The sequence below is a fragment of the Nonomuraea sp. B19D2 genome (assembly GCF_040137845.1).
Lineage (GTDB): Bacteria > Actinomycetota > Actinomycetes > Streptosporangiales > Streptosporangiaceae > Nonomuraea.
Genome location: NZ_JBEFAK010000031.1, coordinates 19,922 through 45,590 on the forward strand (window position 1 = coordinate 19,922; position 25,669 = coordinate 45,590).

At 71.4% G+C, this 25,669-nt stretch carries 27 protein-coding genes and 2 pseudogenes; 13 read left to right on the forward strand and 16 right to left on the reverse strand.

From position 1 onward, the window contains the following. Positions 1–222 precede the first annotated feature (222 nt). Complete coding sequence (locus ABN273_RS40160; protein WP_349454557.1) at positions 223–1,839, forward strand: IS200/IS605 family accessory protein TnpB-related protein; 1,617 nt, start codon at positions 223–225, stop codon at positions 1,837–1,839. Positions 1,840–1,992: 153 nt separating this feature from the next. Here the strand turns inward: ABN273_RS40160 and ABN273_RS40165 are convergent. After that, a pseudogene (locus ABN273_RS40165) lies at positions 1,993–2,190 on the reverse strand (family 4 glycosyl hydrolase); the annotation flags it as partial. Between the two features lie 92 nt (positions 2,191–2,282). Between ABN273_RS40165 and ABN273_RS40170 the strand changes: the two are divergent. Beyond that, complete coding sequence (locus ABN273_RS40170; protein ID WP_349454558.1) at positions 2,283–2,780, forward strand: hypothetical protein; 498 nt, start codon at positions 2,283–2,285, stop codon at positions 2,778–2,780. Positions 2,781–2,964: 184 nt separating this feature from the next. Here ABN273_RS40170 and ABN273_RS40175 read toward each other — a convergent pair whose 3' ends face one another. The 3 genes from ABN273_RS40175 to ABN273_RS40185 form a co-directional block, all read right to left on the reverse strand. Beyond that, the gene (locus ABN273_RS40175; RefSeq protein WP_349454559.1) at positions 2,965–3,993 is read right to left on the reverse strand and encodes an acyl-CoA desaturase; all 1,029 of its coding nucleotides are present in this window, start codon (positions 3,991–3,993) and stop codon (positions 2,965–2,967) included. Beyond that, the gene (locus tag ABN273_RS40180; RefSeq protein WP_349454560.1) at positions 3,990–4,313 is read right to left on the reverse strand and encodes an STAS domain-containing protein; all 324 of its coding nucleotides are present in this window, start codon (positions 4,311–4,313) and stop codon (positions 3,990–3,992) included. Before ABN273_RS40180 ends, ABN273_RS40175 begins: the two co-directional genes overlap by 4 nt. 119 nt (positions 4,314–4,432) lie before the next feature. Continuing rightward, complete coding sequence (locus ABN273_RS40185) at positions 4,433–5,029, reverse strand: DUF5994 family protein (protein WP_349454562.1); 597 nt, start codon at positions 5,027–5,029, stop codon at positions 4,433–4,435. Between the two features lie 151 nt (positions 5,030–5,180). On the opposite strand from ABN273_RS40185, the gene ABN273_RS40190 reads away from it, so the two are divergent. The 5 genes and pseudogenes from ABN273_RS40190 to ABN273_RS40210 all read left to right on the forward strand — a co-directional run. Continuing rightward, on the forward strand, positions 5,181–6,185 hold the full coding sequence (locus ABN273_RS40190; protein WP_349454563.1) for a tyrosine-type recombinase/integrase: 1,005 nt from the start codon (positions 5,181–5,183) through the stop codon (positions 6,183–6,185). A gap of 171 nt (positions 6,186–6,356) precedes the next feature. Next, entirely contained in the window at positions 6,357–6,617 is a 261-nt protein-coding gene (locus ABN273_RS40195; RefSeq protein WP_349454564.1) for a hypothetical protein, read from the forward strand. A gap of 147 nt (positions 6,618–6,764) precedes the next feature. Beyond that, positions 6,765–7,076, forward strand: coding sequence for a helix-turn-helix domain-containing protein (locus ABN273_RS40200; RefSeq protein ID WP_349454565.1), 312 nt, complete (start codon positions 6,765–6,767; stop codon positions 7,074–7,076). Positions 7,077–7,375: 299 nt separating this feature from the next. Then, positions 7,376–8,611: a PP2C family protein-serine/threonine phosphatase gene (locus ABN273_RS40205; RefSeq protein ID WP_349454567.1), complete on the forward strand. Its 1,236-nt coding sequence runs from the start codon at positions 7,376–7,378 to the stop codon at positions 8,609–8,611. Between the two features lie 53 nt (positions 8,612–8,664). Further along, positions 8,665–8,850: pseudogene (locus ABN273_RS40210) on the forward strand (acyl-CoA dehydrogenase family protein); the annotation flags it as partial. A gap of 5 nt (positions 8,851–8,855) precedes the next feature. Here ABN273_RS40210 and ABN273_RS40215 read toward each other — a convergent pair. The 7 genes from ABN273_RS40215 to ABN273_RS40245 all read right to left on the reverse strand — a co-directional run bounded on the left by ABN273_RS40215 (position 8,856) and on the right by ABN273_RS40245 (position 14,136). Next, positions 8,856–9,326 (reverse strand): Lrp/AsnC family transcriptional regulator, encoded by a 471-nt coding sequence (locus ABN273_RS40215; RefSeq protein ID WP_349454569.1) that lies wholly within the window; start codon positions 9,324–9,326, stop codon positions 8,856–8,858. A gap of 24 nt (positions 9,327–9,350) precedes the next feature. Next, positions 9,351–9,944 (reverse strand): GTP-binding protein, encoded by a 594-nt coding sequence (locus ABN273_RS40220; RefSeq protein ID WP_349454570.1) that lies wholly within the window; start codon positions 9,942–9,944, stop codon positions 9,351–9,353. A gap of 258 nt (positions 9,945–10,202) precedes the next feature. Beyond that, complete coding sequence (locus ABN273_RS40225; protein ID WP_349454571.1) at positions 10,203–11,069, reverse strand: terpene synthase family protein; 867 nt, start codon at positions 11,067–11,069, stop codon at positions 10,203–10,205. Between the two features lie 126 nt (positions 11,070–11,195). Beyond that, on the reverse strand, positions 11,196–11,456 hold the full coding sequence (locus ABN273_RS40230; RefSeq protein WP_349454572.1) for a CHAT domain-containing protein: 261 nt from the start codon (positions 11,454–11,456) through the stop codon (positions 11,196–11,198). 47 nt (positions 11,457–11,503) lie between these two features. Continuing rightward, the gene (locus tag ABN273_RS40235; RefSeq protein ID WP_349454573.1) at positions 11,504–11,953 is read right to left on the reverse strand and encodes a response regulator transcription factor; all 450 of its coding nucleotides are present in this window, start codon (positions 11,951–11,953) and stop codon (positions 11,504–11,506) included. 564 nt (positions 11,954–12,517) lie between these two features. Continuing rightward, positions 12,518–13,699, reverse strand: coding sequence for a hypothetical protein (locus tag ABN273_RS40240; RefSeq protein ID WP_349454574.1), 1,182 nt, complete (start codon positions 13,697–13,699; stop codon positions 12,518–12,520). After that, positions 13,615–14,136 (reverse strand): ATP-binding protein, encoded by a 522-nt coding sequence (locus tag ABN273_RS40245; RefSeq protein ID WP_349454575.1) that lies wholly within the window; start codon positions 14,134–14,136, stop codon positions 13,615–13,617. Before ABN273_RS40245 ends, ABN273_RS40240 begins: the two co-directional genes overlap by 85 nt. 484 nt (positions 14,137–14,620) lie before the next feature. On the opposite strand from ABN273_RS40245, the gene ABN273_RS40250 reads away from it, so the two are divergent. After that, positions 14,621–15,004: a hypothetical protein gene (locus ABN273_RS40250; protein ID WP_349454576.1), complete on the forward strand. Its 384-nt coding sequence runs from the start codon at positions 14,621–14,623 to the stop codon at positions 15,002–15,004. Between the two features lie 119 nt (positions 15,005–15,123). Here the strand turns inward: ABN273_RS40250 and ABN273_RS40255 are convergent, their stop codons facing one another. From ABN273_RS40255 to ABN273_RS40265, 3 genes are all read right to left on the reverse strand, one after another. Next, positions 15,124–15,879 (reverse strand): protein phosphatase 2C domain-containing protein, encoded by a 756-nt coding sequence (locus tag ABN273_RS40255; protein WP_349454577.1) that lies wholly within the window; start codon positions 15,877–15,879, stop codon positions 15,124–15,126. 106 nt (positions 15,880–15,985) lie between these two features. Next, positions 15,986–16,444 carry a hypothetical protein gene (locus tag ABN273_RS40260; protein ID WP_349454578.1) on the reverse strand — a complete coding sequence of 153 codons (459 nt, stop codon included), beginning with the start codon at positions 16,442–16,444 and terminating at the stop codon, positions 15,986–15,988. A 113-nt stretch (positions 16,445–16,557) separates the two neighbouring features. Next, positions 16,558–17,667 carry a M24 family metallopeptidase gene (locus tag ABN273_RS40265; RefSeq protein WP_349454579.1) on the reverse strand — a complete coding sequence of 370 codons (1,110 nt, stop codon included), beginning with the start codon at positions 17,665–17,667 and terminating at the stop codon, positions 16,558–16,560. A 142-nt stretch (positions 17,668–17,809) separates the two neighbouring features. On the opposite strand from ABN273_RS40265, the gene ABN273_RS40270 reads away from it, so the two are divergent. Together ABN273_RS40270 and ABN273_RS40275 are read left to right on the forward strand one after the other, a co-directional pair. Next, positions 17,810–19,018: a PP2C family protein-serine/threonine phosphatase gene (locus ABN273_RS40270; RefSeq protein WP_349454580.1), complete on the forward strand. Its 1,209-nt coding sequence runs from the start codon at positions 17,810–17,812 to the stop codon at positions 19,016–19,018. 44 nt (positions 19,019–19,062) lie between these two features. Next, the gene (locus tag ABN273_RS40275) at positions 19,063–19,956 is read left to right on the forward strand and encodes a 5'-3' exonuclease (RefSeq protein WP_349454682.1); all 894 of its coding nucleotides are present in this window, start codon (positions 19,063–19,065) and stop codon (positions 19,954–19,956) included. Positions 19,957–20,002: 46 nt separating this feature from the next. Here ABN273_RS40275 and menD read toward each other — a convergent pair whose 3' ends face one another. Both menD and ABN273_RS40285 read right to left on the reverse strand, forming a co-directional pair. After that, the gene (gene menD, locus ABN273_RS40280) at positions 20,003–21,670 is read right to left on the reverse strand and encodes a 2-succinyl-5-enolpyruvyl-6-hydroxy-3-cyclohexene-1-carboxylic-acid synthase (RefSeq protein WP_349454582.1); all 1,668 of its coding nucleotides are present in this window, start codon (positions 21,668–21,670) and stop codon (positions 20,003–20,005) included. Then, the gene (locus tag ABN273_RS40285; protein WP_502911201.1) at positions 21,667–22,560 is read right to left on the reverse strand and encodes an o-succinylbenzoate synthase; all 894 of its coding nucleotides are present in this window, start codon (positions 22,558–22,560) and stop codon (positions 21,667–21,669) included. The genes menD and ABN273_RS40285 overlap by 4 nt, the downstream gene beginning before the upstream one ends. A gap of 81 nt (positions 22,561–22,641) precedes the next feature. On the opposite strand from ABN273_RS40285, the gene ABN273_RS40290 reads away from it, so the two are divergent. From ABN273_RS40290 to ABN273_RS40300, 3 genes are all read left to right on the forward strand, one after another. Beyond that, positions 22,642–23,799 carry an AMP-binding protein gene (locus tag ABN273_RS40290; protein WP_349454584.1) on the forward strand — a complete coding sequence of 386 codons (1,158 nt, stop codon included), beginning with the start codon at positions 22,642–22,644 and terminating at the stop codon, positions 23,797–23,799. Between the two features lie 43 nt (positions 23,800–23,842). Beyond that, a complete protein-coding gene (locus ABN273_RS40295) occupies positions 23,843–24,145 on the forward strand; it encodes a hypothetical protein (protein ID WP_349454585.1) in 303 nt (100 codons plus the stop codon). A 169-nt stretch (positions 24,146–24,314) separates the two neighbouring features. Continuing rightward, positions 24,315–25,646 carry an RNA polymerase sigma factor gene (locus ABN273_RS40300; RefSeq protein ID WP_349454586.1) on the forward strand — a complete coding sequence of 444 codons (1,332 nt, stop codon included), beginning with the start codon at positions 24,315–24,317 and terminating at the stop codon, positions 25,644–25,646. Positions 25,647–25,669: the final 23 nt, after the last annotated feature.

Below are 25,669 nucleotides of genomic sequence, written 5' to 3' on the forward strand. Positions count from 1 at the left end.
CGTGGGGCTGCGTTGCGCATTTGCCGAGACTTGTCGCGCGTATGTTCTATCCGACAGGGTCAACTCTTGGTATCGTTACGGCCACGCAACGTGAAACTCGGGAAGGGTGAGTGCCAGTCATGCCCGCGTGCCCGTTCGACCGCGATCCACAGGCACCGACCGCGTGGTGCCCTCGCCGGTCGGCCATGGACCGCGCTGGCATCGTGGCGGAGGTCGGTGAGCATGGCTGAGTTGCGTACGATCGCCCCTGCCTTCGTGGTGTCCGGTCCGTCCGGTGTCGCTGTCCGCGACCGGCTCAAGCACCTCACCGCCGCAGATGACGAGGTGTTGCGCCTGGTCGGTGCGCATCTGGGCGCGCTGGCCTCGGCCGACCTGAAAACCAGGTGCGCTGACGGGCTGGGTCACTCCGCCGACGCCTGGGCAGCGCGTAAGCGTGAGTTGACCCCGTTGTCGTCGGCGCGCTGGGCCGGGGCCATCACCAAAGCGTCCCACGATCAGTGGGCGCTGGCCCGCCGCTGCCAGGCCGACCACATCCGCGACCTCCAGTCCGCCATCGCCACGATCACCCGTCGGCTGTCGCTGCCTATCGGGAAGAAGGGAACCGGCAAGGAGCCGGGCGGCTACCGCTCAGAGCAGGAATGGTTCGCCAAATCCCGCCGCCTGCACCTCCTGCACGACCGGCTGAAGCGGCTGCAGGCTGACCAGCGGGCCGGGCGGGTCCGTGTGGTGCGGGGCGGCAAACGGCTCGCCCGTACCCGCCATCACCTGGACGCTGCGGGGCTCACCGAGGCCGGATGGCGGCAGCGGTGGGAGGCCGCACGCTGGTTCCTGGCCGCCGACGGCGAGTCCGGCAAACGCTACGGCAACGAGACCATCCGCATCACCCCCGACGGGCAGGTGTCGATCAAGCTACCGGTGCCGCTGGCGCATCTGGCGAACGCGCCGCACGGCCGCTACGTGCTCGCCGCCCGGGTGCGTTTCGCCCACCGGGGCAGCGAATGGGCCGATCGGATCGAGGCCAACCGGGCCGTGGCCTACCGCATCCACCTGGACACGGCGCGCGGGCGCTGGTACATCACCGCCTCCTGGCAGATCCCACCGGCCCCGACCGTACCCCTCTCGGCTGCGCTTGCCGCAGGAGTGATCGGTGTGGACACCAACGCCGACCACCTGGCCGCCTGGCATCTGGACGTGCACGGCAACCCGATCGGCAACCTCCGCCGCTTCTCCTACGACCTGTCCGGCAACGCCGAGCACCGTGACGCCCAGGTCCGCCACGCCCTGACCCGGCTGCTGCACTGGGCAAGGGCCTGCGGCGTGAAGGCCATCGCCATCGAAGACCTCGACTTTCAGACCGAGAAGACCCGGGAGAAGCACGGACGCCGCAAACGCTTCCGAAAGCTTATCTCCGGCATGCCCACCAGCAAGCTACGCGCCCGGCTCACCTCGATGGCCGACGCCACCGGGATCGCGATCATCGCCGCCGACCCGGCCTACACCTCCAAGTGGGGCGCCCAGCACTGGCAAAAGCCCCTCACCACCACGAAACGCACGACCACCCGCCACGACGCAGCCGCCGTGGCGATCGGCAGACGCGCCCAAGGGCACCCGATCCGGCGTCGGACGGCACCGCCCCCTGCCCACCGGAGCGATGAGCAGAGGCATCGGACCATCCAGGCCGGAACGAACGCCCGCGGGCGTGAGGGACCCCGCCCCCGCATCCCCGGACCACGGACACGATCCGTGCCGCCCGGACGCGACACGAACGCGGGCGACCAGAACGCTCAACACCGTTCGGAGCATTCGGCTGAGCATGTACAACTCATGCTCAGTCCTTAGGAACGGTCCACCCTTAGCCCGGCTGAAAGCCGATCGCCATGTTGCACAGCCCGATCGCCCGGTGCCCGGCGTCGAGGAGGGCGCGGGTGACGATGCCGACGGGTTCGTGAAGTCCACGATCCACGCCTGCGGCGCGAGCTCGCGTACCACCGAGGCGATCTCCAGCACGACCGGCACCGTGCGCAGCGCCTTGGCCAGCCCGCCCGCGCCCGTCATCCCCTGCCCCACGCAGCCGCAGCGCAGCGGCAGCGTCTCGTCCACCTCCCGGGCCGCCTGCCCGCCCACCCTGAGCTGGAAGAGCACTGCCCGGGCCCCCGCGACCCTCTCCTCGACCGAGGACGTGGCCAGCACCCGCGCCGGGTGGCCCGCGTGCGCCGCGACACGCCCGCCACCAGCTCCAGGCGCGCCGCGTCGGGATCTTTCAGGGCGATGCGGAGGAGGCGTTGTGGTACGCGGCCCGCGCCGAGGACGGCCGGGGCGCGCCGACCGCGCTGACCGGCCTGATCACCTCCCACTTCGGCACGGCGACGGTCGGGGAGCTCGTGCTGGAGGTGCACTTCGGCCGCCTGGCCGAGGAACGCCTGCACGAGCTCTCGCCGGGCGTGCTCGCCGTGGCCGCGGACGGGGACGCCGTGGCCAGGTCGCTGGTGGAGCGGCAGGCGGAGGAGGTGACGGTGCTGGCCGAGGTGTGCCTCCGCCGCCTCGGCCTGCTGGAGACTCCGGCGGAGGTGGTGCTGGGCGGTGGCATGCTGACGGCCCGGGATCCGCTGCTGATGTCGCTGCTGGACGCGGCGTTCGCGGTACGGGCCCCGCGGGCCAAGCTGGTGCTGGCCGACGTGCCCCCGGTCGTGGGTGCGGCGCTGCTCGGCCTGGAGCACCTCGGGGCCGCGGAGGCCGCCAGGACGCGCCTGCGCGCCCACTACTCGCCGACCGGGGGCTGAGCCCTTTTCTCCGGGGCCTCAACCGGTGGCGGTGGTCCGGAGCAGCAGCTGGACCAGGGCGGCGATCGAGAATCCGAAAGGCCCCGTCCGTGTCTTGACCTCGAATAGCCCGGACCTGTGTCTGACTACCGTGACGTCTGCCGATCGGCGCACTTCACTCCACGACCGTTGATTATGCGAGTGATTATGCGAGGTCGCCAGTCTCGCCGGGGCGCGAGGTGCTGGTGCGCAGCGCGCGTTTGCCGGCCACCGTGCGATGGTGCTGGAAGACGTCGGGGGGCTGCCAGTGCACGTTGGTGGCCCAGTTCAGGCGTTCGAACAGGCTGATGAGTGCGGCTGAGGGGTCGATCTGGCGAGGGCCGCGGCCGTGCCGGGCGCAGTTGGGCTGGCTGTGGTGGCCGTTGTGCCAGCTTTCCCCGAAGGACAGCAGGGCCAGCGGCCACAGGTCGGTGGAGCGGTCGTGGCGGCGGGTTGTGTGCGGCCGCTCACCGATCACGTGGCACAGGGAGTTGACGCTCCAGGTCACGTGCTGCAGCAGGGCGACGCGGACCAGGCCGGCCCAGATGAACGCGGTCAGCCCACCGTACAGACCGCCGCTGATCGCCCAGCCCGCCGCGAACGGCAGGAGCAGAGAGGCGGCGCACAAGGCGGGGAAGGCGCGCGAGATCCGCAGCATGACCGGATCGTTGCGCAGCAGGTCGGGGGCATACCGTGCGGCCGAGGTGGGCTCGCTGGAAAACAGCCAGCCCACGTGGGCGTGGGCCAGGCCGCGCAGCTGCCCGCCAAGACCGGTGCCGTAGCGGTAGGGGGAGTGCGGGTCGCCCGGCTGGTCGGTGAAGGCGTGGTGGCGGCGGTGGACGGCCACCCAGTCGATCAGGTTGCCCTGGAAGCTCATCGACCCGGCCACGGCCAGGACGACGCGTAGCCACGGGCGGGCGGTGAAGGAGCGGTGGGTCAGCAGCCGGTGGAAGCCGACCGTCACCCCCAGCCCGGTCACGATGTAGAAGACGGCGGCCAGCAGCAGGTCGGTGAGGGTGATCCCGCTTCCCCACGCCAGCCAGATTCCGGCGCCCAGCGCGATGAACGGCACGAGCACGATCGTGGCCGTCAGTGCCTCCTGCCCGGCATGGACACTGAGGCGCTGCTGGGCGTGCGGGAACGGAGATCGCCCGTCGTATGCCGGTGCCGGGGCCTGGGCGCGCACCCCGGTCACGCCACCATCGGCAGGCTGCGGTCCAGGCCGGTGATGTGCAGCAGCCGGGTCATGAACGGGCGGGGCGCGGTCAGGGCCAAGGTGATGCCCATCGGCCGGGCGCGGTGCTGGATGCCGACCAGGACGGCCAGGCCGCCGGCGTCGCAGAACGACACCTGCGACAGGTCGAGGATGAGCAGGCTCGTGCTGTAGTGCAGCGTGCTCATCAGCTGCTGGCGAAGCGCTGCGCTGGTGAAGATGTCGATCTCGCCGGACAGATGAACGGTGGTCGGACTTGATGGGCTGGCCACGCCGAGTGGCGCGGTGTCGATGACGGTCATGGAATGTCTCCTTTGTGGAGAAGCTGAAATGGATGAGATCCCTGCCGACCGGAAACCCGTTCGCCGACAGAACGGGCGGCCCTGGAACCGTTCGATCCGGTCGGCGGACGGCACGCGGGTCACGCCGGCGCTGATAGCCGTCTGGTGGAGGAGGGCGCCTCCTGGTCGGTGACCGACCCACCCTCGTCCTCCCAGCAGGCCAAGCTGTCGGCGGCCGTCCCGCGCAGAGGCGGAGCGGGGTCGGGCGGCAAGCGCGCGACGGTGAGAATGTCGTCGAGGCTCAAGCCTGCGGTGTCCTGAGCGGTGAGCTTGAGCATGGCCTCAGCAGGACCGGCCGCGGTGCCAGGCGGGATGACCAGTAGGACGACCGGCTCGCCGGCCGCGAAGATGAGAGTGATCAGGCGCGGGTCGGTGTGGCGGAACCATCCGATGCGGACCTGACGCCCGCGTGCCGGGATGCGGTGCGGGATGCTCTGCCACGCGTCGCGATGCAGGCCGATGCGGAGTGTGACTCGATCAAGCAGCCGGTCGACGGCGGCGATGAGGCCGGGCAGTTCGGCGGCCGCGTCGCGGGAGTAGGGCCACCAGGCCCCGTCCACCACGGCTCGCCGGTCCAGCACCGGGTGGAGGCTGAGCCGTAGCGCAGAATCGACCCGAGGGATCGCGGACGAGGTGGAGCTGAGCGGTGTGCGTTGAGAAAGAAGCGTCGGCGTCATGGTCGCCTGACCTGTCCGGGCCCCCGAATGGGGCCGGTGGTGGTTCGCCGGGGGCGACGCAGACCTGAATGCCAACGCTCGAAAAGTCCTCGGTGTCTTCACTCTATCTCGTACTTCCGGAATTCCCTAATTCCGGAAGTAGAATGTGTGGGTGACTTCCGGAAACACGCCCGCAGAGATCACAGAACCGGCCGGAGCAGCTTCCAGAAACACACGCCGGTCGCGCGCCGCCCCGCTCCCCGCCCTCCACGCCGCCGTCCTGGCCGACTACACCACCGCGCTCGAGCACGCCCCGCTGGCCGACTCCACCAAGATCAAGTACGTCTCCCGGTTGCGCGGTTACCTGGCCTGGCTGGCCGACCAAGCCGACACCGGCGCCCTGGACGCCGACCCGCTCAGCGACCCGGTCGCGGCCACCGGCGCGGTAGACGACTTCCGCCGCCATCTGAAAAACGGCCGCCGCGCCCCCAACACCATCGACACCTACCTGTCGGCCATCGACGACTTCTACACCCGCCGCGGCCTCGGCAAACCCCACGCCCGCCGCGAACGCGACACCCGCCGCACCGCACCCCGCGCCCTGGACGCCAGGCGCACCCGCCGCTACATCCGCCACGTCCAGCTCACCGCATCCCCGCGCGACAAGGCCATCGCCCTGCTGCCCTACTACGCGGGCCTGCGCATCTCCGAAGTCGTCGGCCTCGACCTTGCCGACGTACGCCTGTCGGCCCGCAAAGGCGAACTCCGCATCCGCGGAAAAGGCCGCGACGGCGGCAAGATCCGCCTACTGCCCGTCCACCCCGACCTGCGCCAGGCCCTGACCGACTGGCTGGAGGTGCGCTCGGCCTGGAAAGGCGCCGCCACCCACACCGCGGTGTTCCTCAACCACCGCGGCGGCCGACTGAGCGACCGCGCCGCCCGCGACATCATCACCGGTCTCGGTGACGCCATCGGCCTGGGCGACGACCCCACCGAGTCCTTCAGCCCGCACGTCCTGCGCCACACCTTCGCCACCCAGCTCCTCCGCGACGGGAAAGACCCCATCCTGGTCGCCGAACTCCTCGGCCACGGCTCATTGGACACCACCCGCCGCTACGCCCTGCCGACCGAAGCCGACAAGGAAGCCGCTTTGAACGCCCTCATCACCGACCACTGACCAGAGCAACAAACCAGGTCGGGAGCGGGTGACGCGATTGTCACTCCCGTAGCCCAGCCCGACTGGAGGGCGCCGCGTCCGCGCCGCAGGAGGCGAATGTGGCGGGCAGCCGCCTACAGCGTTCGCCGCTGGGCAGGGGCCCCTTACGGATTCTGGCGAAAGGAGACGGCCGTGCCGGAGAATGTCGCACTGATCATTCGATTCCACCTGATGGGCGGCGAAGACGTCTCCGTGATCAGCGGGGACTTCGACGGAGAGCCAGAGGCGGTGGCGGCGATCGCTCGTGCTGTGGACGAGCGGCGCAGCCTGGTGTTGATACGGGCGAGATATGATCGCGAGGCCGACGTGAACGGCATTGTCATCAACCTCGCCAACGTGGTGTCGGCGCGTGTGTCGAAGACAGACAGCGCCGAGGCGGGACAGTACCTGTAGCGGCGGGCTGCCCCGACGCGCCCTGACATTGGCCAGCCGGACGGTGTCCTCGGCGAACCTCTCACCGGTGCCCGAGCGTCGTCCGGCTGCGGTCCGCTGGCCAGCCCTTCTTCCAGGCGGGGCGGGCACCGCCCCGTTCAGGCGTACTTGGTCTGCCACCCTCGAAGGTCTCGCCTCCGCGCGAGCTCGCGGGGGGTCGGTGGCCGACCGCGAGCGCTAGACACCGATGGAATCGAGATGGCCCGAGCGCTGTACGAGATGAAGGGCCAAGACGGCAAGCGAACGTACACCGTCCAGCAGATCACGGACCGACTCGGCGTCGGCCGCGCCACCATTTACCGGAACCTCGACGCCGACGACACGCAAGGGCCCGGCAGCGCCGAACCGGCAAGCCTCGCTCGACCTGGGAGTTCAGAGCTGAGCACGATTGTGGTACCCGGCCTTGGGGAACATCTGTAGAGCGGTTATCGGCAGGATTGATCTTGAACGGTGGAGCACGCCGGTGAGGACGTAACCGCCGAGCTCCTTCGCTGTTCTGGCGACCGGTCAGTGGCCGGAAGCGCCAACGGGTGAACATGCACTGGTCGTCGCCTGCACCGAGGCTGAAGGGCAGGACGACGCGGTCGAGGGGAAGCTCTGATCGGGGCGTGGACAGCGTGGGACGGCATGCTGCGCATGGCGTCATGGGCCGCTCCGGCGGCTTTCCGGGTGACGTTGCGCGGAGGCGGTGATCGGCGTCGGTGCAGGAAGAGGGAGAGGTGAAACCGGCCATGGGCGAGGAGATCGTGGACCGATCGGAGGGTTTCGGCGAGCGCCTGCTCGGCCTGCTGCTGGACAGGGCGCGGTTGATGCCGCCGCAGCTGATCGCCCCGCTGGTCGCGGAGGAAGTGGCCAGGATCGGTGGCCGTGACGTCTCCATGCTGCTCCAGGACTATGCGCAGGAGCTGCTGGTGCCGCTTCCGGGCAGGAAGCTGCACGTGGGCCAGCCCGAGCCGATCGTCGGCTCCCCCGCCGGCCAGGCCTTCCTCCGCGCCGATGTCGTCGAGGTGCCGCAGGCCCGCGGCGTACGGATGTACCTGCCCCTGCTGGACGGAAGCGATCAGGTGGGGGTGATGGCCCTGACCCTGGATGCCGTCACCGACGACGACCGGCGCCTGCTACGCCGGCTCGCCGGCCTGGTCGCCGACATGCTGGTCACCAAGAACTCCTACACCGACCAGTTCTTCCTGACCCGGCGTCGGGAGCCGATGAGCGTGTCGGCGGAGATCCAATGGAGCCTGCTGCCGCCGCTGTCGATGTCCGTTCCGCAGATCGAGGTGGCCGGCATCCTGGAGCCCGCCTACCGCGTCGCAGGCGACAGCTTCGACTACGCCCTGAACGACAACATCCTGCACGTGGCCGTGATCGACGCGATGGGCCACGGCCTGGACGCCGCCTCGATGGCGACCATCGCCATCGGCGCCTACCGGCATGCCCGGCGCGTGTTCATCAGCCTGGCCGAGACGTACGCGTTCATGGACGATGCCATCTCCCGGCAGTTCGGGCCCGAGCACTTCGTCACGACGCAGCTGATGCAGGTGAACATCACCACCGGCGAGCTGGAGCTGGTCAACGCCGGTCACCCCGCGCCGCTGCTGATCCGCGATGGCCGGGTCGCGCAGCAACTGGAGAGCGCGACGACGCTGCCCGTCGGCTTCGGCGGTGAGGAGCCCCGGATCGCAGAGCACCTGTTGCAGCGGGGCGACAGGGTGCTGTGCTATACCGACGGCATCATCGAGGAGCACGTCGCCGGCGGGGAGCCCTTCGGTCAGGAACGCCTCATCCGCTGCGTCAACCGACTGGGAGAAGAGCCGCCGGAGGGGGTGCGGGCGGATCTGCGTCGGCTCTCCCACACGCTGAAGAGGGCACGGGGCGGGCACACCAGCGACGACGCCACCCTGTTCCTGATCGAGTGGCATGGGGGCGCCGCCGACCACCTCGCGGTTGTTGACTGAGCGCCTCGACGTCAACCGAGTCCGCACCGGCCGGCGCCGCCCACGCGGACGACAGCCCGCTTGCCATGAGAGCCGCGCTCGACGCCGTGCGCATCCACGGCGGTTACGGCTACTCCACCGAGTTCGACGTCGAACGCTACTTCCGTGACGCGCCGCTGATGATCGTGGGCGAAGGCACCAACGAGATCCAGCGCAACGTCATCGCCGCCCAGCTGGTCAAGCGCGGCGGCCTGGAGTGAACCGGTCAGGCGTCCGGGCCGGAGGGGGGCTCGGCGGCCACCTCGGGGGCGCGGTGCTCGTACGGGGTGCTCAGCACGACCGTCGTGCGGGTCGAGACGTTGGCCGAGGCGCGGATCTGCTGCAGCAGGTCCTCCAGCGCCGTCGGTGAGGCCACGCGGACCTTGAGGATGTAGCTCTCGTCGCCCGCCACGCTGTGGCACGCCTCGATGGCCGTCAGGTGGGCCAGCCGTTCGGGGGCGTCGTCGGGCGCGGCCGGGTCGATCGGTTTGATCGACACGAACGCGGTCAGCGGCAGCCCCACCGCGTCGTGGTCGATGATCGCGGCGTAGCCGCGCACGACCCCGCGCTTTTCCAGGCGGCGTACGCGCTGGTGCACCGCTGAGACCGAGAGCCCGGTCTCCCTGGCCAGGTCGGTGAAGCTCATGCGGCCGTCGCGGGCCAGCAGCGTGACGATCCGGCGGTCGATCTCCTCCATCGCCAAAAGGTTAGCCGGTCATGGTCACGACATGGTCCCGACGGGCGAGGCGCCCATGCGCATCGCATGCTCCATCAGCGTGACGAGCACCTCTCTGCCCGAATCGCACCTGCGGGCGTCGCAGTGGACGATGGGGATCTCCGGCTCCAGGCCGATCGCCGAACGCACCTCGCCCACGGTGAACTGCCGCGTGCCGTCGAAGCGGTTGAGCGCCACGATGAACGGCTGCTCACGCTTCTCGAAATAGTCGACGGCCGGGAAGCAGTCGTCGAGGCGGCGGGTGTCGGCCAGCACGACGGCGCCCAGCGCGCCCATGGCCAGCTCGTCCCACACGAACCAGAACCGTTCCTGCCCGGGTGTGCCGAACAGGTAGAGCATGTAGTCGTTCGCGATGGTGATGCGGCCGAAGTCCATGGCCACGGTGGTGGTGAGCTTCCGTTCGATCCCCGACAGGTCGTCGACGTGGGTCCCTAACTGGGTGAGTGCCTCTTCCGTGCGCAGCGGGCGGGTCTCGGAGACGGCGCCGACCATGGTGGTCTTGCCCGCACCGAAACCGCCGGCGATCAAGATCTTGATCGCCGTCGGCAGCCGCCAATGGTCAGAGTGACCGAATTCCATCCAGCACCGCCTGTACATCTCCCGCGCATGCACAACCCACCCCTGAGGTGCCGTGGTCAGTGGTACCTGTCAAGGAGTTGTCGAGAAGGTCGCTCCACATGCCTGGCATCGAAACACCCTAGCAACGCCACATTTTCCACTCAAGCCGCAATCATTTACAAGAAACTAAATGTCACGGTTTGTCGCTTAGCACACCCTTATTCGCCTGACTCACCGGCAATCTGTCAAGTGAGTCTGTCATGGAATCCGACACGCCCTTTAGCGTGCCGGGCCGTAGCCCGAAATGCCGATGAAACCGGCGTTGAATCCGATCTGTCTTCGCAGGTAGACGGCCGTGCGGGGGCTGCGTGCCCGTACCGGCTCGATGAGGACGGCCGTCTCACGCGCCAGCTCGGCCATCGCCTCGCTCACTTCGGCGCGGCTGACGCCGAGCGCCAGCACGTTCAGGTCGCCCCAGCTCATGTCCCTGCGGTACGAGGCCACGTCGCCGAGCAGGTGCAGGTAGCGCTGGACGCGGCGGCTGACCGCCCGCAGCTCCTCCAGATTGGCCTTGGCCCAGTCGTCGGCCGTGTAGATCCAGTGCGACACGTCCACGAAGCATGAGCCGCGGCTGTCGGCGTTGTCGAGGTAGCCGCCCAGCGTGGGGACGGCGCGCGTGTCGCGCCACACCCACGCCCTGGCCATGCCCGCCAGCATCCTGGCGAGCTGGTCGCGCCAGAGCCACCGCAGGTCGTCGAACTCCTTGACGGTGGCCAGCTCGTCGCGCAGGTCGGCCAGGAACCGGGTGACCGCCGACCGGGGCACGGCGCCGTCGGCGACGGACAGGCATTCGCTGGTCAGGCGGCTCACCTGCGCACGGGTGGTCGCGGTGTGGTCCACGAGCCGGTCGACGGCCAGGACCCACAGGGCGGCCCGGTTGGCGACCTTGAGGCGCGCGGCGCTGGCCCAGGGGGCGCTGAAGGCCATGGAGAGGGTCAGTGTGCTGTAGTCGTCGGCGCTGAAGGCCGCCGCGGGGAACAGCCCGCTGTACATCTGGGCGCAGCGCCGCAGGTCTCTGCCGCACTCAGCGGCCAGCGCGCACGTCCTGCCGAGCTCGAACGCCTCGTCCAGCTCATGGTCGGGCATCCTAGGGCCGCTCGATGAGCTCGCGGATCATGGGCGACCGTCCCCCAATACCCCGGATATATACACCTGTTAGCGAATTGTTTCATGATCACGCGCTTCCGATCAAGGTATCAGCAGCGTGGCCGATCAGCCCGCTCCGATGGCTATGAACGACACGTCGTCGCCTCTGGCCCGGCACAGCGCCTCGGCGAGGCCGAGCCCGCGGCGCAGGCCGTCGTGCAGGCCGGCCATGACGGGCACGGCGGTCTCGTCGTTCACGGGGACGACGCTGGCGACGATCGCGGCGGTGCCGAGGCGGAGCAGGGCGGTGGCCAGGCCCAGCAGCTCGTCGGCGCCGACCGCCGCCATCTGGCCGATCTGCACCGGCTCGCGTGGCGGATCCGGCACCGGCTCGCCTGACTGACCGCGGGCGCCGGCTCGCCGGGCCGCGGACGCTAACTCGCCGGGCCGTAGGAGGCGAGCTTGGCGGCCAGCGCCACCCTGGAGCAGACCCCGAGCTTGGTGTAGATCTTGCCGATGTGGTACTCGACGGTCTTGACGCTGATCAGCAGCTCCCTGGCGATCTGCCGGTTCGTCAGGCCGCCGGCCACCAGCGTGGCGGTGCTGAGCTCCTGGGGCGTGAGCCCGAGCCGTACCGTGGCCGGTGGTTCCAGCCCGCATGCCTCCAACTCGTGCACGCAGCGGTCCGCGAGCGGGCGCGCACCCAGCCGTTCGAAGATGGCGCGGGCGGCGCCCAGCCGTTCCGCCGCCGCCCTGCGCCGGCCCGTGCGGCGCAGCAGCCTGCCGAGGTCGAGCAGCACGCGTGCCTCTTCCCGCCTCACCCGTACGGCCTTGCCCGTTCCCGGCCGCGCCACCGGTCCGGCGCGGCGGCTTTGCGGGAGCACCGCTCGTCCGGCGCTGTCGTGCGTCCGAGGGGAACGTGTCGCCCGCGCCCGAAGGGGTGGGCTCGGCGCCGAGGAGGGCCAGGGCCAGGTCCGCCTGCCGCTCGCCCATCGCGTGGCGCAGGCGGCGGGCCGTGGCGCGGGCGGCGACGGCGTGCGCGAGTGCCCGCTCGTGCTCGCCGCGAGCCGCCAGCGGCGCCACGCACGTCACCTCCAGGCACGGCAGCAGCCACCGCTGTCCGAGCGCCGCCGCCTCGGCGAGCGCCTGCTCCGCCCGGGCGGCGGCGGCGTCCCAGCGCGCCGTCTCGTGCTCGGCGACGGCGAGCAGCCCAGAGGCGAGCAGCCGGTGGTGCGGCAGTCCCGCCGTCGCGGTCCCGCTCACGACCTTCCTGAGCACCGTGCACGCCTCATCGGGGACGCCTTGCGCCAGGAGCCGGACGGCCGCCGCGAGGCCGTCGGGCGGAGCGCCGGGGCCGGATTGCGCGCCGGCACCGGGGCCGTACGACGTGCCGGCGCCGGGTGCCCCTCCCAGCGCCAGCACGTCGTACGGCCTGGCGACCGTGCCCTCTATGGGCTGCTCGATCGCCAGGCGGGCCCAGCTCGCCGCCGCGTCTCGGTCCCCCGTGACCAGGTGCAACCACGCGAGCTGCTCGGCCACGTCGGCGGCGAACCCGGGCTCCCTGTGCCGCCACGCCTCGGCCAGCAGCTCGGCCGCCTCTTCGAAGCGTCCCGAGGCCAGCGCGAGTCGCCCCAGCACGTACTGGCGCGCCGGGCGGGGATCGGCGTTGCGCGTGGTGGCGAGCTCGGCGGCGCGGAGCACATCGCCCCCGATGAGGACGTGTTCCAGCGCTGCCGTAAGCAGCTCGTCCCGGCGCGCGGCCGACTCCGTGAGCCGGCGGCCAGGTCGAGGTGGGCGGCGGCCTCGTGCCACTGCCCGTGTTGCGCGGCTTTGGCGGCGAAACTGGCCAGTTCCTCGGCCAGGGCTTCGTCGGGTCCGGCGGCCGCCGCCGCCCGGTGGCGCAGGGCCGTACCGATGTCGTCGACCACGCGGGCGGCCGCCAGGTGCAGCCGCGCTCTGACGCCCGCGCCGAGCCCGTCGTAGGCGGCCGCCCGCGCCAGCGGCTCGGGGAAGCCGACCAGACGGCCGGGCAGCTCCCGCAGCAGCCCGGCGTTCACCGCCTCTTCCAGCGCCTCCAGCGGCTCGTCCAGCCCGCCTGCGACAGCGGCCGCCACGTGCAGCGGGCAGCTCCCGTCCAGCACGGCGCACGCGGCGACGAGCCGGCCCGCGGCGGGGGTACAGGCATGGAGGCGGCGGGCGAAGGGCAGCGCGTACGTGCCCGGCGCGGGCAGCCGGACCTCGCGGTCGGCCAGTACCCGGACGGGTACGGTGGCCAGCAGGGCACGGGCGTGCAGCGGGTTGCCCAGAGTGTGGTCGCGCAACCGCGCAGCCGCCGGCTCGGTGAGGCCCCGCGCCCCGGGAGCCCCCGGCAGCACGTCGGATGCGGCGGTGTCGACGGTGTCGCGTGCTCCCGGCCTCGGGCCGGGAGCGGCGCCTGGGCCGCCCGGTGCCCGGTCACAGGCGTGTTCGGGCAGGTGGGCCGACAGCTCGGCCAGGTCGGCGGCGTTCAGCCCGGACAGCGTGATGCGCAGCGTCTCGTCGCCGGTCAGCAGCCGCCGCACCCCCTCGGGCAGCCACGGACCGGCCAGATCGCGGCAGGCGACCAGCGCGAGCACGCGTCCGGCCCGCACCGCCGCAACACGTAACCGAGGGCCCGCAGCGAGGCGGCGTCCGCCCACTGCGCGTCGTCGACCAGCACCACCAGCGGCCCCCGCGCCTGGAGTGCCTCGACGACGTCGCAGACCACCTGCCCGGCGGCGCACGGATCCTCCCCCGCCACCGCCGGCTCCCTCCCGGCCGCCGCAGGCTCCAGCCCCACCCGCAGGCCCAGTACGGCCGCCTCGTCCGTGAGCTGGCGCAGGACGCCGAGCCTGAGCCGCCGTTCGCTCTCCTCGCCGCTGGCGGCCAGCACCCGCACACCCGTGTCTCCCCGCAGCGCGCGGTGGATGAGCGCCGTCTTGCCGATGCCCTCCGGCCCCTCGACCACGACCCTCCTGGCGGGCCCTTCGCACGCCGCACGCAGCTCGGCGCGCAGCAGGGCGAGCTCCGCCGTCCTGCCGACGAACATGAGCACTCCCTCCGCCGCCCTCGCCATCCCAGAGCGAGGGCGGCGCAGTCTGATACACCGCTGCGCGAACGACTGATACCCGCCGGTCGGGCCCCGGCTCCATCAGCCCCGGCATCCCCATGAGCACCCGTCCCCGGCCCGCCGGATGGCCACCGTCAGCTGCTCGCCGTGACCGGCACGCCGCCGAACCTCTCCATGCCCAGCAGCGGCAGTCGGCATCTTCCTCAACGGCGGCTGGGAACTGACCGTCAACCAACTGGGCTCACCCGTGGTCTCGATCTACTCCCCGGGCGCGGCCGAGGTCGCCCACTTGGTGCGCGGCGACCCGCAGCCATCCCCAGGGGCGTGCTGGACAGGAAAGTCCGGGAAATGACCGGTGCGAGTCCTGGTGACGGCGACCGCGCTCTGTGAGGCTGACTGCAATCGCTCTGCGAACTCACAGGGAGACTCGATGCAGACAGCACAGCCCCGACAATTACGGCCCATGGCCCGAGTCCTGGCGACGGCAACCGCGCTGGCAGCAGCTCTGGCGATCATCTCACCGGCATCGGCCACCACGGGTGCCACCCCGGCGGCTGCTCAGCTCGCGCGGCCGGCCGGTGTCAGTGTCTGCCTGGGACTATGGGCCTCGTCCAACGCCATCCTGCTCAGACACCTGGGGAATTGCAGCCCACGCGGCACCTACCACATCCACGTCTGGGGCGGCGGCCGTGACATCAATTATCCCGCTTACACCTATAACGGCAGCCTCAGGGAATTCTCCTATGTATGGCCGGTGCGCCCAGGGACCAACATCTGCGCGGAACTCTGGTACCACAAACCCGGCGGCGGATATGAGAGCTGGGGCCTTCCCTGCGAAGAGATGTGACTGCCCGCCAGGGCAAGACCTCCAGCCGGAAGCGCGCCGTCATCGCCACCGGGTCAGCATCGATGTACCCGGCAGTCGAGCACGTCGTAGTGGCAGGTGACCGCGACGAGCTGCCGCCCCTAGTCCTGGCGGACGCGCCCCCAGGCGGCGGTGGCGTCGTCATGCCGCTTGTCCCGTAGCGGTCCCCGGGACCGCTCGAGTTCCCGTACCGCCCGGATCACCGCCTCCGGTCCCTGCCCCTCCAGCACTGCCACGACGTCACGCCAGCTCCACCCGTACCACTCGACGAGCCGCGACACCCCGTCGGTGAGCACTCCCACGCCGCGCACGTCCGCCACAGCGCCGCACACCCCTTGCCGGGCCGCCTCGGGGCGGCTGCCCGCCACCCAGAACCCGCCGGGCGCGTTGCGCATCCGCCGCACCAGCTCCACCGTGTACGGCCGGCCGCCCGGCAGCCCCTCCAGCCGGTCGTCACTCGCCACCCGGACCCCGCCGTCCGCCAGTGCGAAGACGACCGGCGAGTCCCCCAGCACGAGGTACTCCACACGTCCTCGGACGCTGCGCACCATGGCCACCGTCGTGGACGGCGAGTCGGGATTGCCGAGGTCGCAGGTGCCGGAGTGCGCCGCCACGGTCGCCTCGATGGCCGCCTCCAGAATGCCGGCCAGCGGCGTCCTCGACTGCGACAGCCCAGCCGCCAGCGCGCCCCCGAGCCTCGCCACCAACCACGGCACATCGTGCACGCACCCGCTGTCCACCTCGGCCGCCGCCGTGGCCCCGTCGAGCACGACGATCCACGACGGCCCGGCGATCACCAGGTCCTCGTTGGGGCGGCCGGATCCGGGCCGGCTGGCATGGGTGACCTCCGCGAACATGACAGCGACTGTGCCACACCGGCACCAGCCGCCGCGGCACCCCGTCCCCGTGCGTCCGGTCCCCGAGACCTGGCCGCGTGCCCGCCACATGGGCGCCGGCTCCGCATCAACGGCACTTGTAGTTGTCCAGGGCTTCGAAGGCGGGATCGACATGCTCGCCGTACAGAGGATTGAGGATGTCGCGGACCTTCGCACCCGGCTTCAACCTGCTCGCCGCCGTCCGGACGGCCTTACGGACCACACGGAGCTCCTCGGCGATGTCCGGCGGAGCACTGGGCTGCATCGCCTTGCCGGTTGAGGCGATGTAGGCGGCCCTCTCCCGTAGGTCTTTGATGTCCAGCGGCCTGCCCCTGACCGCATCCACCACGCCACCACGGAAGACAACCACGATGACCCGGAACGGCGTCAGCTCACGACAGAACACCGAGGCCGCCGCCGCGGTGGTGGGCGGGGTGGTCGAAGGAGGAGCCGGGGCCGATGTCAGTGGCGCGCCGCCCGTGGTCGAACAGCCCGCCGTCATCAGCCCGGCAGCCACCGCGAAGAGCCACTTCCGTGCAGCCATCATGGAGAGAGCATAGGAACGGCGGCCCGGGAGGGGTCCCTGGCATGCCTGGCCGCCTGAGTCGCCACTGGCTGGCCCACCGCCGAACCGGTCAAGGGTGGGCCGCCTGTGGCCGCTTACACGATGACGAGGTCGCGGGGTGTGTTGTTGAGGCGTTCGGCGCCCCCGTCCGTGCACACCACGATGTCCTCGATCCGGGCCCCGTGCCGGCCGGGCAGGTAGATCCCCGGCTCCACCGAGAACGCGAAGCCCGCCTCCATCGGCGCCCCGTTGCCGGAGACGATGTACGGCTCCTCGTGCGTCTCGATCCCGATCCCGTGCCCGGTCCGGTGGATGAAGTAGTCGCCGTACCCCGCCTCCGCGATGATGTCGCGGGCGGCCGTGTCGATCGACTCGCACGAAACCCCCGGCCGCACCGCCGCGCACGCCGCGTCCTGCGCCCGGCGCAGCACCTCGTAGTACGCGGTGAACTCCGCGGGCGGCTCCCCCACGCTGTACGTGCGCGTCGAGTCGGAGCAGTAGCCGTTCGGCAACTGGCCGCCGATGTCGACCACGACCGGCTCGCCCGCCTGGATCACCCGGTCCGACACGTCGTGATGCGGGCTGGCGCCGTTAGGACCCGAGGCGACGATGACGAAGTCGACCGTGGCGTGGCCCGCGGCCAGGATCGCCTCCGCGATGTCCCGGCCCACCTCGCGCTCCGTGCGCCCGGCCCGCAGCAGCTCCGGCACGCGCCGGTGCACCGCGTCGATCGCCGCACCGGCCTCGCGCAGCGCCGCCACCTCGGCGGGCGACTTGCGCATGCGCAGCTCCCGCAGCACGGTCCCGGCCAGCACCTGCTCGGCCTCCGGCAGCACCTCGCGGAAGCGCAGCGACGACATGGCCCACATGCGGTCGGCCAGCCCCACCTTGCCGGCCTTCCCGAGCCGGCCGGCCACGACGGCGTACGGGTCATCGGTCTCGTCCCACGCCACGAACTCCAGCCCCAGCCGCGAGGCGGGCGACGCCTCCGCGGCCGGCAGCTCCAGGCGGGGCACCATCATGTACGGGTCGCCGGCGGCGGGCACCACGAGGCACGTCAGCCGCTCCAGCGGCTTTGCTTCATAACCGCTCACATAACGCAGATCCGGCCCCGGCGTCAGCAGCAGGGCGTCGACGCCGGCCTTGGCGGTGGCCTCCTGAACGGCGGCGAGACGGGACACGGGATACAAGTCTGAGGACGTCACAGCCCATAATCTACTCGGACCCCGGCCTCTAAAATCCGCGAAAAGCTCTCACAACACAGCAGCCCATCGCTACACTCCGTGCAGAGTTGATCACGTAATGTGGGGTCAATTGTCCAGTTCGACTGCACTTGAGAGTGAGACCATGGTCGACGTCATAGGCGCGGCCGAGCTGCTCAGCCACGACAACCACGACAGCCGCGACAGCGACGCCGACAAGCTCGCCGTCCGGCTGGCGCACGCCCAGCGGCTCGGCAACATGGGCTGGGCGGAGTGGCACATGCACACCGGCGAGACGATCTGGTCCGACCAGGTGTACCTGATCTTCGGCCGCGACCCGGCCGACGGCCCGATCGCCCTGCCCGAGCTGGCCAAACACGTCGAACACGACGACGTGGGCACGCTCAGCCGGCTCCTGTGGTCGGCCGTGGATGGCGTGGAGCCGGTCCAGGCGGAGTTCCGCATCCGGCGCGGAGGCGAGCTGCGCGACCTGCGCGTCGTGCTCGAGCCGCTCATGGCCCCCGGCGGCCCCGTGGGCCTGCACGGCGTCATCCAGGACATCACCGGCCGCCGCCGCGCCGAGCGCATGATGTCGGAGTCGCGCCGCCAGCTCCTGGAGGCCCGCGAGCAGGCCGCCGTGGAACGCCACGTCATGCTCGCCCTGCGCGACGCCATCCTGCCCGACTCCGCCGGACGCCTCGACCTGCCGCACGGCAACGTCGCGGTCCGCTACGTGCCCGCCGAGAAGACCGCGAACCTGGGCGGCGACTGGTTCGAGGCCGCCCCCGCTCCCGACGGGCGGCTGCTGCTGGCCATCGGCGACGTCTCCGGCCACGGCCTGCCCGCCATCGCCCACATGGCCCAGCTCCGCCACGCCCTGGTCGGCCTGGCCATGACCGGCCAGCCCGCGCACCGGCTCCTGGCCTGGCTGAACGACCTCGTGCTGCACCAGCTCAAGGAGACCACCGCCACCGCGATCATCGGCCACCTGGACCCGGAGACGCGCGTGCTCGCCTGGGGCCAGGCCGGCAACCTGGCGCCCATCCTCGTGCGCGACGGGGTCGCCAGCCAGCTCGCCCAGCCCCGCGGCGTGCTGCTCGGCGCCGCGGCAGAACGCCCGTACGAGCTGGCGACCACCCGGCTGCTGCCCGGGGACCTGCTGCTGATGTTCACCGACGGGCTGGTCGAGCGGCGCACCCGCGACATCGACGTCGGCCTCGGCCTGGTCCTGGCAGCCGCCCGCGACGTGCCCGCCCGCGACCTGGATGCCGGGCTCGACCGCCTCGTCGCCGACATCGGCGGCCCGAACCCCGAGGACGACGCCTGCCTCCTGGCGGTGGCCATACCCGGATAAAGCGAGAAAGGGCTTGTCAGAGGTGCGACGATAGACGCGTGCTGATGCTTCTCGACACCCCGTCGCTCTACTTCCGCGCCTTCTACGGCGTGCCGGAGTCGATCAAGGCCCCGGACGGCTCCCCCGTCAACGCCGTACGCGGCCTCATCGACATGATCGCCACGCTCGTCCGCCAGCACTCCCCCGCCGCGCTCGCGGCCACCATGGACGCCGACTGGCGGCCGGCCTTCCGCGTCCAGGCGATCCCGACGTACAAGGCGCACCGCGTGGCCCAGGGCGACGCGGAGGAGGTGCCCGAGGCGCTCGTCCCGCAGATCGCGGTCATCCAGGACGTGCTCGACGCCGTCGGCATCGCCCGCCTGGAGTCGCCCGGCTACGAGGCCGACGACGTGATCGGCACCCTCACCCACCAGGCCACCGGCGCCGTCGACATCGTGACCGGCGACCGCGACCTGTTCCAGCTCGTCGACGACGCCCGCCCCGTACGCGTCCTCTACACCGCCCGCGGCATCCGCAACCTGCAGATCGTGGACGAGGCGTTCGTCACCGCCAAATACGGCATCCCCGGGCGCGCCTACGCCGACTTCGCCACCCTGCGCGGCGACCCCAGCGACGGCCTGCCCGGCGTCGCCGGCGTCGGCGAGAAGACCGCCGCCGCCCTCATCACCCGCTTCGGCACGCTCGACGCCCTGCTCGAAGCCCTCGACGCGGGCGCCGTCGACGGCTTCCCCGCGGGCAGCCGCACCCGGCTCAGCGCCGCCCGCGACTACCTGCGCGCCGCCCCCGCCGTCGTCGAGGTGGCCTCCGACGCGCCGCTGCCGCCCGCCGACCTCACCCTGCCCGCCAAGCCGCGCGACCCGCAGGCGCTGGTGCAGCTCGCCGACCGCTACGGCCTGGACAGCCCGCTCAACCGCCTCCTCGACGCGCTCAGCGCCTGACCCGGTCCCGCACCTCCTGAAGGACGGGAGGCGGCGGGGCCGCCGATCAGGGCTGGCCGTGGAGGAAGGAGCGGAGGGCCTCCTGCGCGGCCTCGCGCAGGCGGGCGTGCACGAGCACGTTCTCCTCGCGGTCGGTGCGCACCTCCACCACGCGCGGCCCCTCCCCGCGCAGCGCCTTGGGCAGGTCGCTGATGTCCCCCACCAGCGTGTACGGCGTGCGCGTCGCGGCCGCCACATACCCCAGGTCCACCCCGTGCGGCGTGCCGAACACCCGCTCGAACGGGTCGCGCACCGCCGCCTGCGGCAGCAGCGAGAAGATGCCGCCGCCGTCATTGTTGACGACCACGAAGCACAGGTCAGGGCGGGGCTCGCGCGGCCCCAGGATCAGCCCGTTCTGGTCGTGCAGGAACGACAGGTCGCCGATCAGCGCGTACGAGGGCCCGTTGTGCGCCAGCGCCGCACCCATCGCCGCGGACACCACCCCGTCGATGCCGGAGGCGCCCCTGCCGGCCATCAGCCTGATGCCGCGCCGCGGCCGCATCGCCTGATCCAGGTCGCGGATCGGCATCGAGGAGCCGCAGAACAGCAGCGCACCGTTCGGCAGGAAGTCGACCAGGTCCCTCGCCAGGCGCGGCTCGCTCGTGCCGGACGCGTCCAGCACCGCGTCCGTCGCCGACCTGACCGCCAGGTCGGCCTGCCGCCAGGCGTGCAGCCAGGAGTCGTCGCCGGCGGCCACCGGGATCTCCACGGCCTGCGCCACCTGCGTGGCCGACCGGGTCGGATCGGGCCAGCGGCCCAGGTCGGGCGCCACCACGATGTGCTCCCCCGCCCGCTTCAGCCACGACAGCAGCGGCCTGGACAGCCCCGGCCGCCCGAGCGTCACGACCACGTCGGGCCGGTGCGCGTCGGCGAACTCCGGGGCGCCCAGCAGGTAGTGGTAGGTCGAGATGGCGTGGTCGCCGTAACGGCCGCCGCCGTTCGGCTCTGACAGCACCGGCCAGCCCGCCATGCCCGCCGCCGCCACGTACCGGCGCACGTTCACCGCGCCGTCGCCGACCACCAGCACGCCGCGCCTGGTCGGCGGGATGTGCAGGGCGACGGGCGGGGGCGCGACCCTGGCCCGCACCCAGGGGCCGTTCGCGCCGCCGTCGAGCGGCTCGCACCACGAGGTGTCGCCGTCGGGGATCAGCGGCTCCCTGAACGCCAGGTTCAGGTGCACGGGCCCCGGGTCGGCCGGGCCCATGGCGCGCTGGTAGGCGCGGCAGGCCAGCGAACGCCAGTAGGCCACCTGCCCGGGACGGTCCTCGGGCACGCCCACCTCGGCGAACCACCGGGCCGCGGTGCCGAACAGCTTGATCTGGTCGATCGTCTGGTTGGCGCCGGTGCCGCGCAGCTCGGGCGGCCGGTCGGCGGTCAGCACCAGCAGCGGCACGCCGGACTCGCCGGACTCGATCACGGCCGGGTGGAAGTTCGCCACCGCCGTGCCGGACGAGCAGATCAGCGCCACGGGCCGCTCGGAGCGCTTGGCCAGCCCCAGCGCCAGGAACGACGCCGAGCGCTCGTCGATGCGCACGTGCAGGCGCACCCGCGACTCGGCGTGCAGGGCCAGCGCCAGGGGGGCGGAGCGCGAGCCGGGCGCCAGCACCACGTCGGTCAGGCCGCAGCGCACCAGCTCGTCGACCAGCACCGTGGCCAGCGCGGTAGCGGGGTTCAAAGTGACGCCTCCTGCATCCGGCGAAGCCACTGGGGAGATTCAATCTCAAATGCCGACAAATGCTGAAAATTTACTGAGGGGCACCGAACCGTCAGACAGCCGTCCACGGGCGCCAGCGAATCGTCCACGACGTCGCCCGTCAGCAACGCCATCGTGCCGAGCCCGCACGCGTACGGCAACGACGGCAGCGCCGCCGCCAGCGCCAGCCCCGCCGCCAGCCCCACGGACGTCTCCACGGCGCTGGAGACCACGGCGGGCAGCCCGCACGCCTCCACCACCCGCAGCGCGTTGCGCACGCCGCCGAGCGGCTGCACCTTGACCACCGCGATGTCGGCCGCCTCCGCCGCCCGCACCCGCAGCGGGTCCTCGGCCCTGCGGATCGACTCGTCGGCCGCGATCGGCACGTCGCACGCCCGCCGCACCGCCGCCAGCTCCTCCAGCGTGGCGCACGGCTGCTCGGCGTATTCCAGGTCGAACCGGTCGAGCCGCTTCAGCCGCCGCACCGCCTCGCCGACGTCCCACGCGCCGTTGGCGTCGATCCGCAGCCGGCCGCCCGGCCCGAGCGCGTCGCGCACGGCCTCCACCCTGGCCACGTCGTCCTCGAACGTCTGACCGCGCTCGGCCACCTTCACCTTGGCCGTGCCGCACCCCGACCGCCGGACGATCTCGTGCGCCTGCTCGGGCCCCACGGCGGGCACGGTCGCGTTGACGGGGACGCTGTCGCGCACCGGCTCGGGCCACCCCTCGAACGCCGCCTCGCGGGCGCAGGCCAGCCAACGGGCGCACTCGCGCGGGCCGTACTCCGGGAACGGGGAGAACTCCCCCCACCCCGCGGGACCGTGCAGCAGCACGCCTTCCCTGACGGTCTGCCCACGGAATCGAGTGCGCATGGGGATGCGGAAGACCACGGGAGAACGCGTCACGACCCTCCCTGCGCCTCGATCCGACCTGTCGCCACTAACCTTACGAGCATGTGGAGGAACCCGTCGCATCCGGACCGTCCGCTGCATGCCATTGTGCAGCCTCCCGGCCCCGCCCTGTTCAGGGCCGTCCGCGACGCGTTGTCGGGCGCGGGCCCGGCCGTGCTCCCCCTGACTCCCGGCCAGTCCGAGTCCGCCGTCGCCGCGCTGCGGCCCACCCACGTCAACGGCGTGCCCCAGAGCGACGGCACGGGCGTCCCCGCCGACGTGGCGGTCGTGATCGCCACCAGCGGCAGCACCGGCGCGCCCAAGGGCGTGCTGCTCTCGGCCACCGCGCTGCGCGCCTCCGCCGCGGCCTCCCTGCGCCGCCTGGAGGCCGCCAAGGGCGAGCGCTGGTTGTGCTGCCTGCCCGTCGCCCACGTCTCCGGCCTCCAGGTCCTGGTACGCGCCCTGCTGTCGGACAGCGAGCCGATCGTCCACGCCGGGTTCGACCCGCACGAGGTCCTCCGCTCGGGGGCCGACCACGTCTCCCTCGTCCCCACCCAGCTCCACCGGCTGGTCGAGCTGGGGGCGGACCTGTCGGTGTTCCGCACGATCCTGCTCGGCGGCGCGGCTCCCCGCCCCGGCCTGCTGGAGCAGGCTCGCGACCTCGGCGCCCGGGTCGTGACGACGTACGGGATGAGCGAGACGTGCGGCGGCTGCGTGTACGACGGCCAGCCCCTTTACAATGTAGATCTCAAGATCGGCGAGGACGGCCTGATCAGGATCGCCGGGCCCGTGCTGTTCTCCGGCTACCGCTTCGGCGAGCCGGATGATGACACAGGCCCGTTCGACGGCGGCTGGTTCCGCACCTCCGACCTGGGCGAGCTGACCGGCGGCCGGCTCCGCGTGCTGGGCAGGGCCGATGACGTGATCAACACCGGCGGCGAGAAGGTCGTGGCCGCCGCGGTGGTCGCGGTGCTCGCCACCCACCACGAGGTGGCCGACGTGGCCGTGGTCGGCACACCCGACCCGGAGTGGGGCGAGCTGGTCACCGCCGTCGTCGTTCCCGCCAACCCCGACACGCCCCCTGCGCTTTCCCAATTGCGGGCATACTGCCGCGATAGGCTTCCCCCTCACGCCGCCCCACGCGATCTCCGCCTGGTGCCCCAGCTCCCGCTGCTACCGAACGGCAAGACCGATTTGGTACGGCTTCGGGCAGGAACCTGATGAGTTGCGGGTGCGTCAAATTGGCGAGAAGGAGGGAGCCTTCATGGACCAGACCCGCAAGATGTGGGCATCCGCGGCCGTCGTCGGCGTGATCGTCGCCGGTGGCGCCTCAATCGCGGCGGCCGCCTCGGCGGGCAAGCTCGACCAGGTCGCCAAGGAGACCAGAGCCGTGGTGGAGAAGGCGTCACCGTCCCCGACGACCAGCGATGACGACGTCGTGGTCTCGCACGATGTCAACCCCGACCCGAGCACCGTCATCGACTACTGGACGGACCAGCGCATGCAGGACGCCCAGCCGATGCCCATGCCCGAGGTCACGGCGGGAGAGATCGAGGTCAGGGACTAAGACTCAGGGCGAGGGGCGGCTCAGTCCTCTGGGCGATCCGCCCCTTTTTCATCCCCCCGGGAACAAATGACGGCGATTGGCGTTATTGATACTGGTGCGCCGTGCGGACAGAAGCCGCCCCACCACAACCTGCCTGATCGCTTCGACTCCGTACGGAGGAGGTGTCCTCATGCCCAGAACTGCCGTAGCGACCCCACCTGCGACTCTCGACCAACTCATTGAACGAGGGCGAGCCCAGGGTCACCTTTCTCTGGCGGAGCTGCGTGACGCGTTCGCGGAGGCCGGTATCAGCCCCTCTGAAGGCCGCACGATCCTGCGCGAGCTTTCAGAGAGCGGCGTGAGCCTGGCCGCCGAGAACGAGCCGTCTCTCAGCAAGACCGCCCCGAAGAAAACCTCCAGGAAGCCTGCGCGTGCAAAGACTACCGGCCGCAAGGCGACCGGGGCAAAAAACGCGACAGAAGCCGCCGCCAGGGCGGTGACCCGGCCCGAGCCCAAGCCGGAGCACGAGGAGGACGTCCCTGAGGACCTCGCGCTGAGCGCCGAGGAAGCCGAGCTGGAGAGCGAGCAGATCGACCTGGACGACACGCAGTCGGCCATGGGCGACTCCGTGCACACCTACCTGAAGTCCATCGGCCGCCGCACCCTGCTCACGGCCGCGCAAGAGGTGGAGCTGGCCCGGCGGATCGAGGCGGGCCTGTACGCCGAGTACAAGCTGGAGACGGACCCCGACCTGTCCCCCGCCTTCCGGGAGAACCTGCTTCTGGTGGTCGAGGACGGCAAGCAGGCCAAGGACCACATGCTGGAGGCCAACCTCCGGCTCGTGGTGTCGGTCGCCAAGAAGTACACCGACCGCGGCATGTCGCTCCTGGACGTGGTCCAGGAGGGCAACCTGGGGCTGATCAGGGCCGTGGAGAAGTTCGACTACACCAAGGGGTTCAAGTTCTCCACGTACGCCATGTGGTGGATCAGGCAGGCCATCCAGCGCGGCTTCGCCGACTCGGCCCGGACGATCCGGCTGCCCGTGCACGTTCTGGAGATGCTGTCCAAGCTGTCGCGCGTCGAGCGTGACATGCACCAGCGCCTGGGGCGCGAACCCACGCCCGAGGAGCTGGCCGTCGAGCTCGACAAGACGCCGGACCAGATCGAGGAGTTGCTGCGGACGAGCCGCCAGCCGATCTCGCTCAACGCGACGATCGGCGAGGACGGGGAGACCACGATCGGCGACCTCATCGAGGACGTGGACTCGCCGGAGGCCTCGGAGATCGTCGACCGCCAGCTGCTGGGCGACCAGCTGCGCGGCGTGCTCGACAACCTCTCGCCCCGGGAGTCGAAGATCATGGCCCTGCGCTTCGGCCTGGTGGACGGCAAGCCGCACACGCTGGACGAGATCGGCAAGCACCTGGGGCTGACGCGGGAGCGGATCCGCCAGTTGGAGAAGGAGTCACTCTCCAAGCTCCGCCACCCGAGCAACACCCGCCCGCTGCTCGACTGGGCCAGCTGACACACCCGGCAAGCCCCGGCACG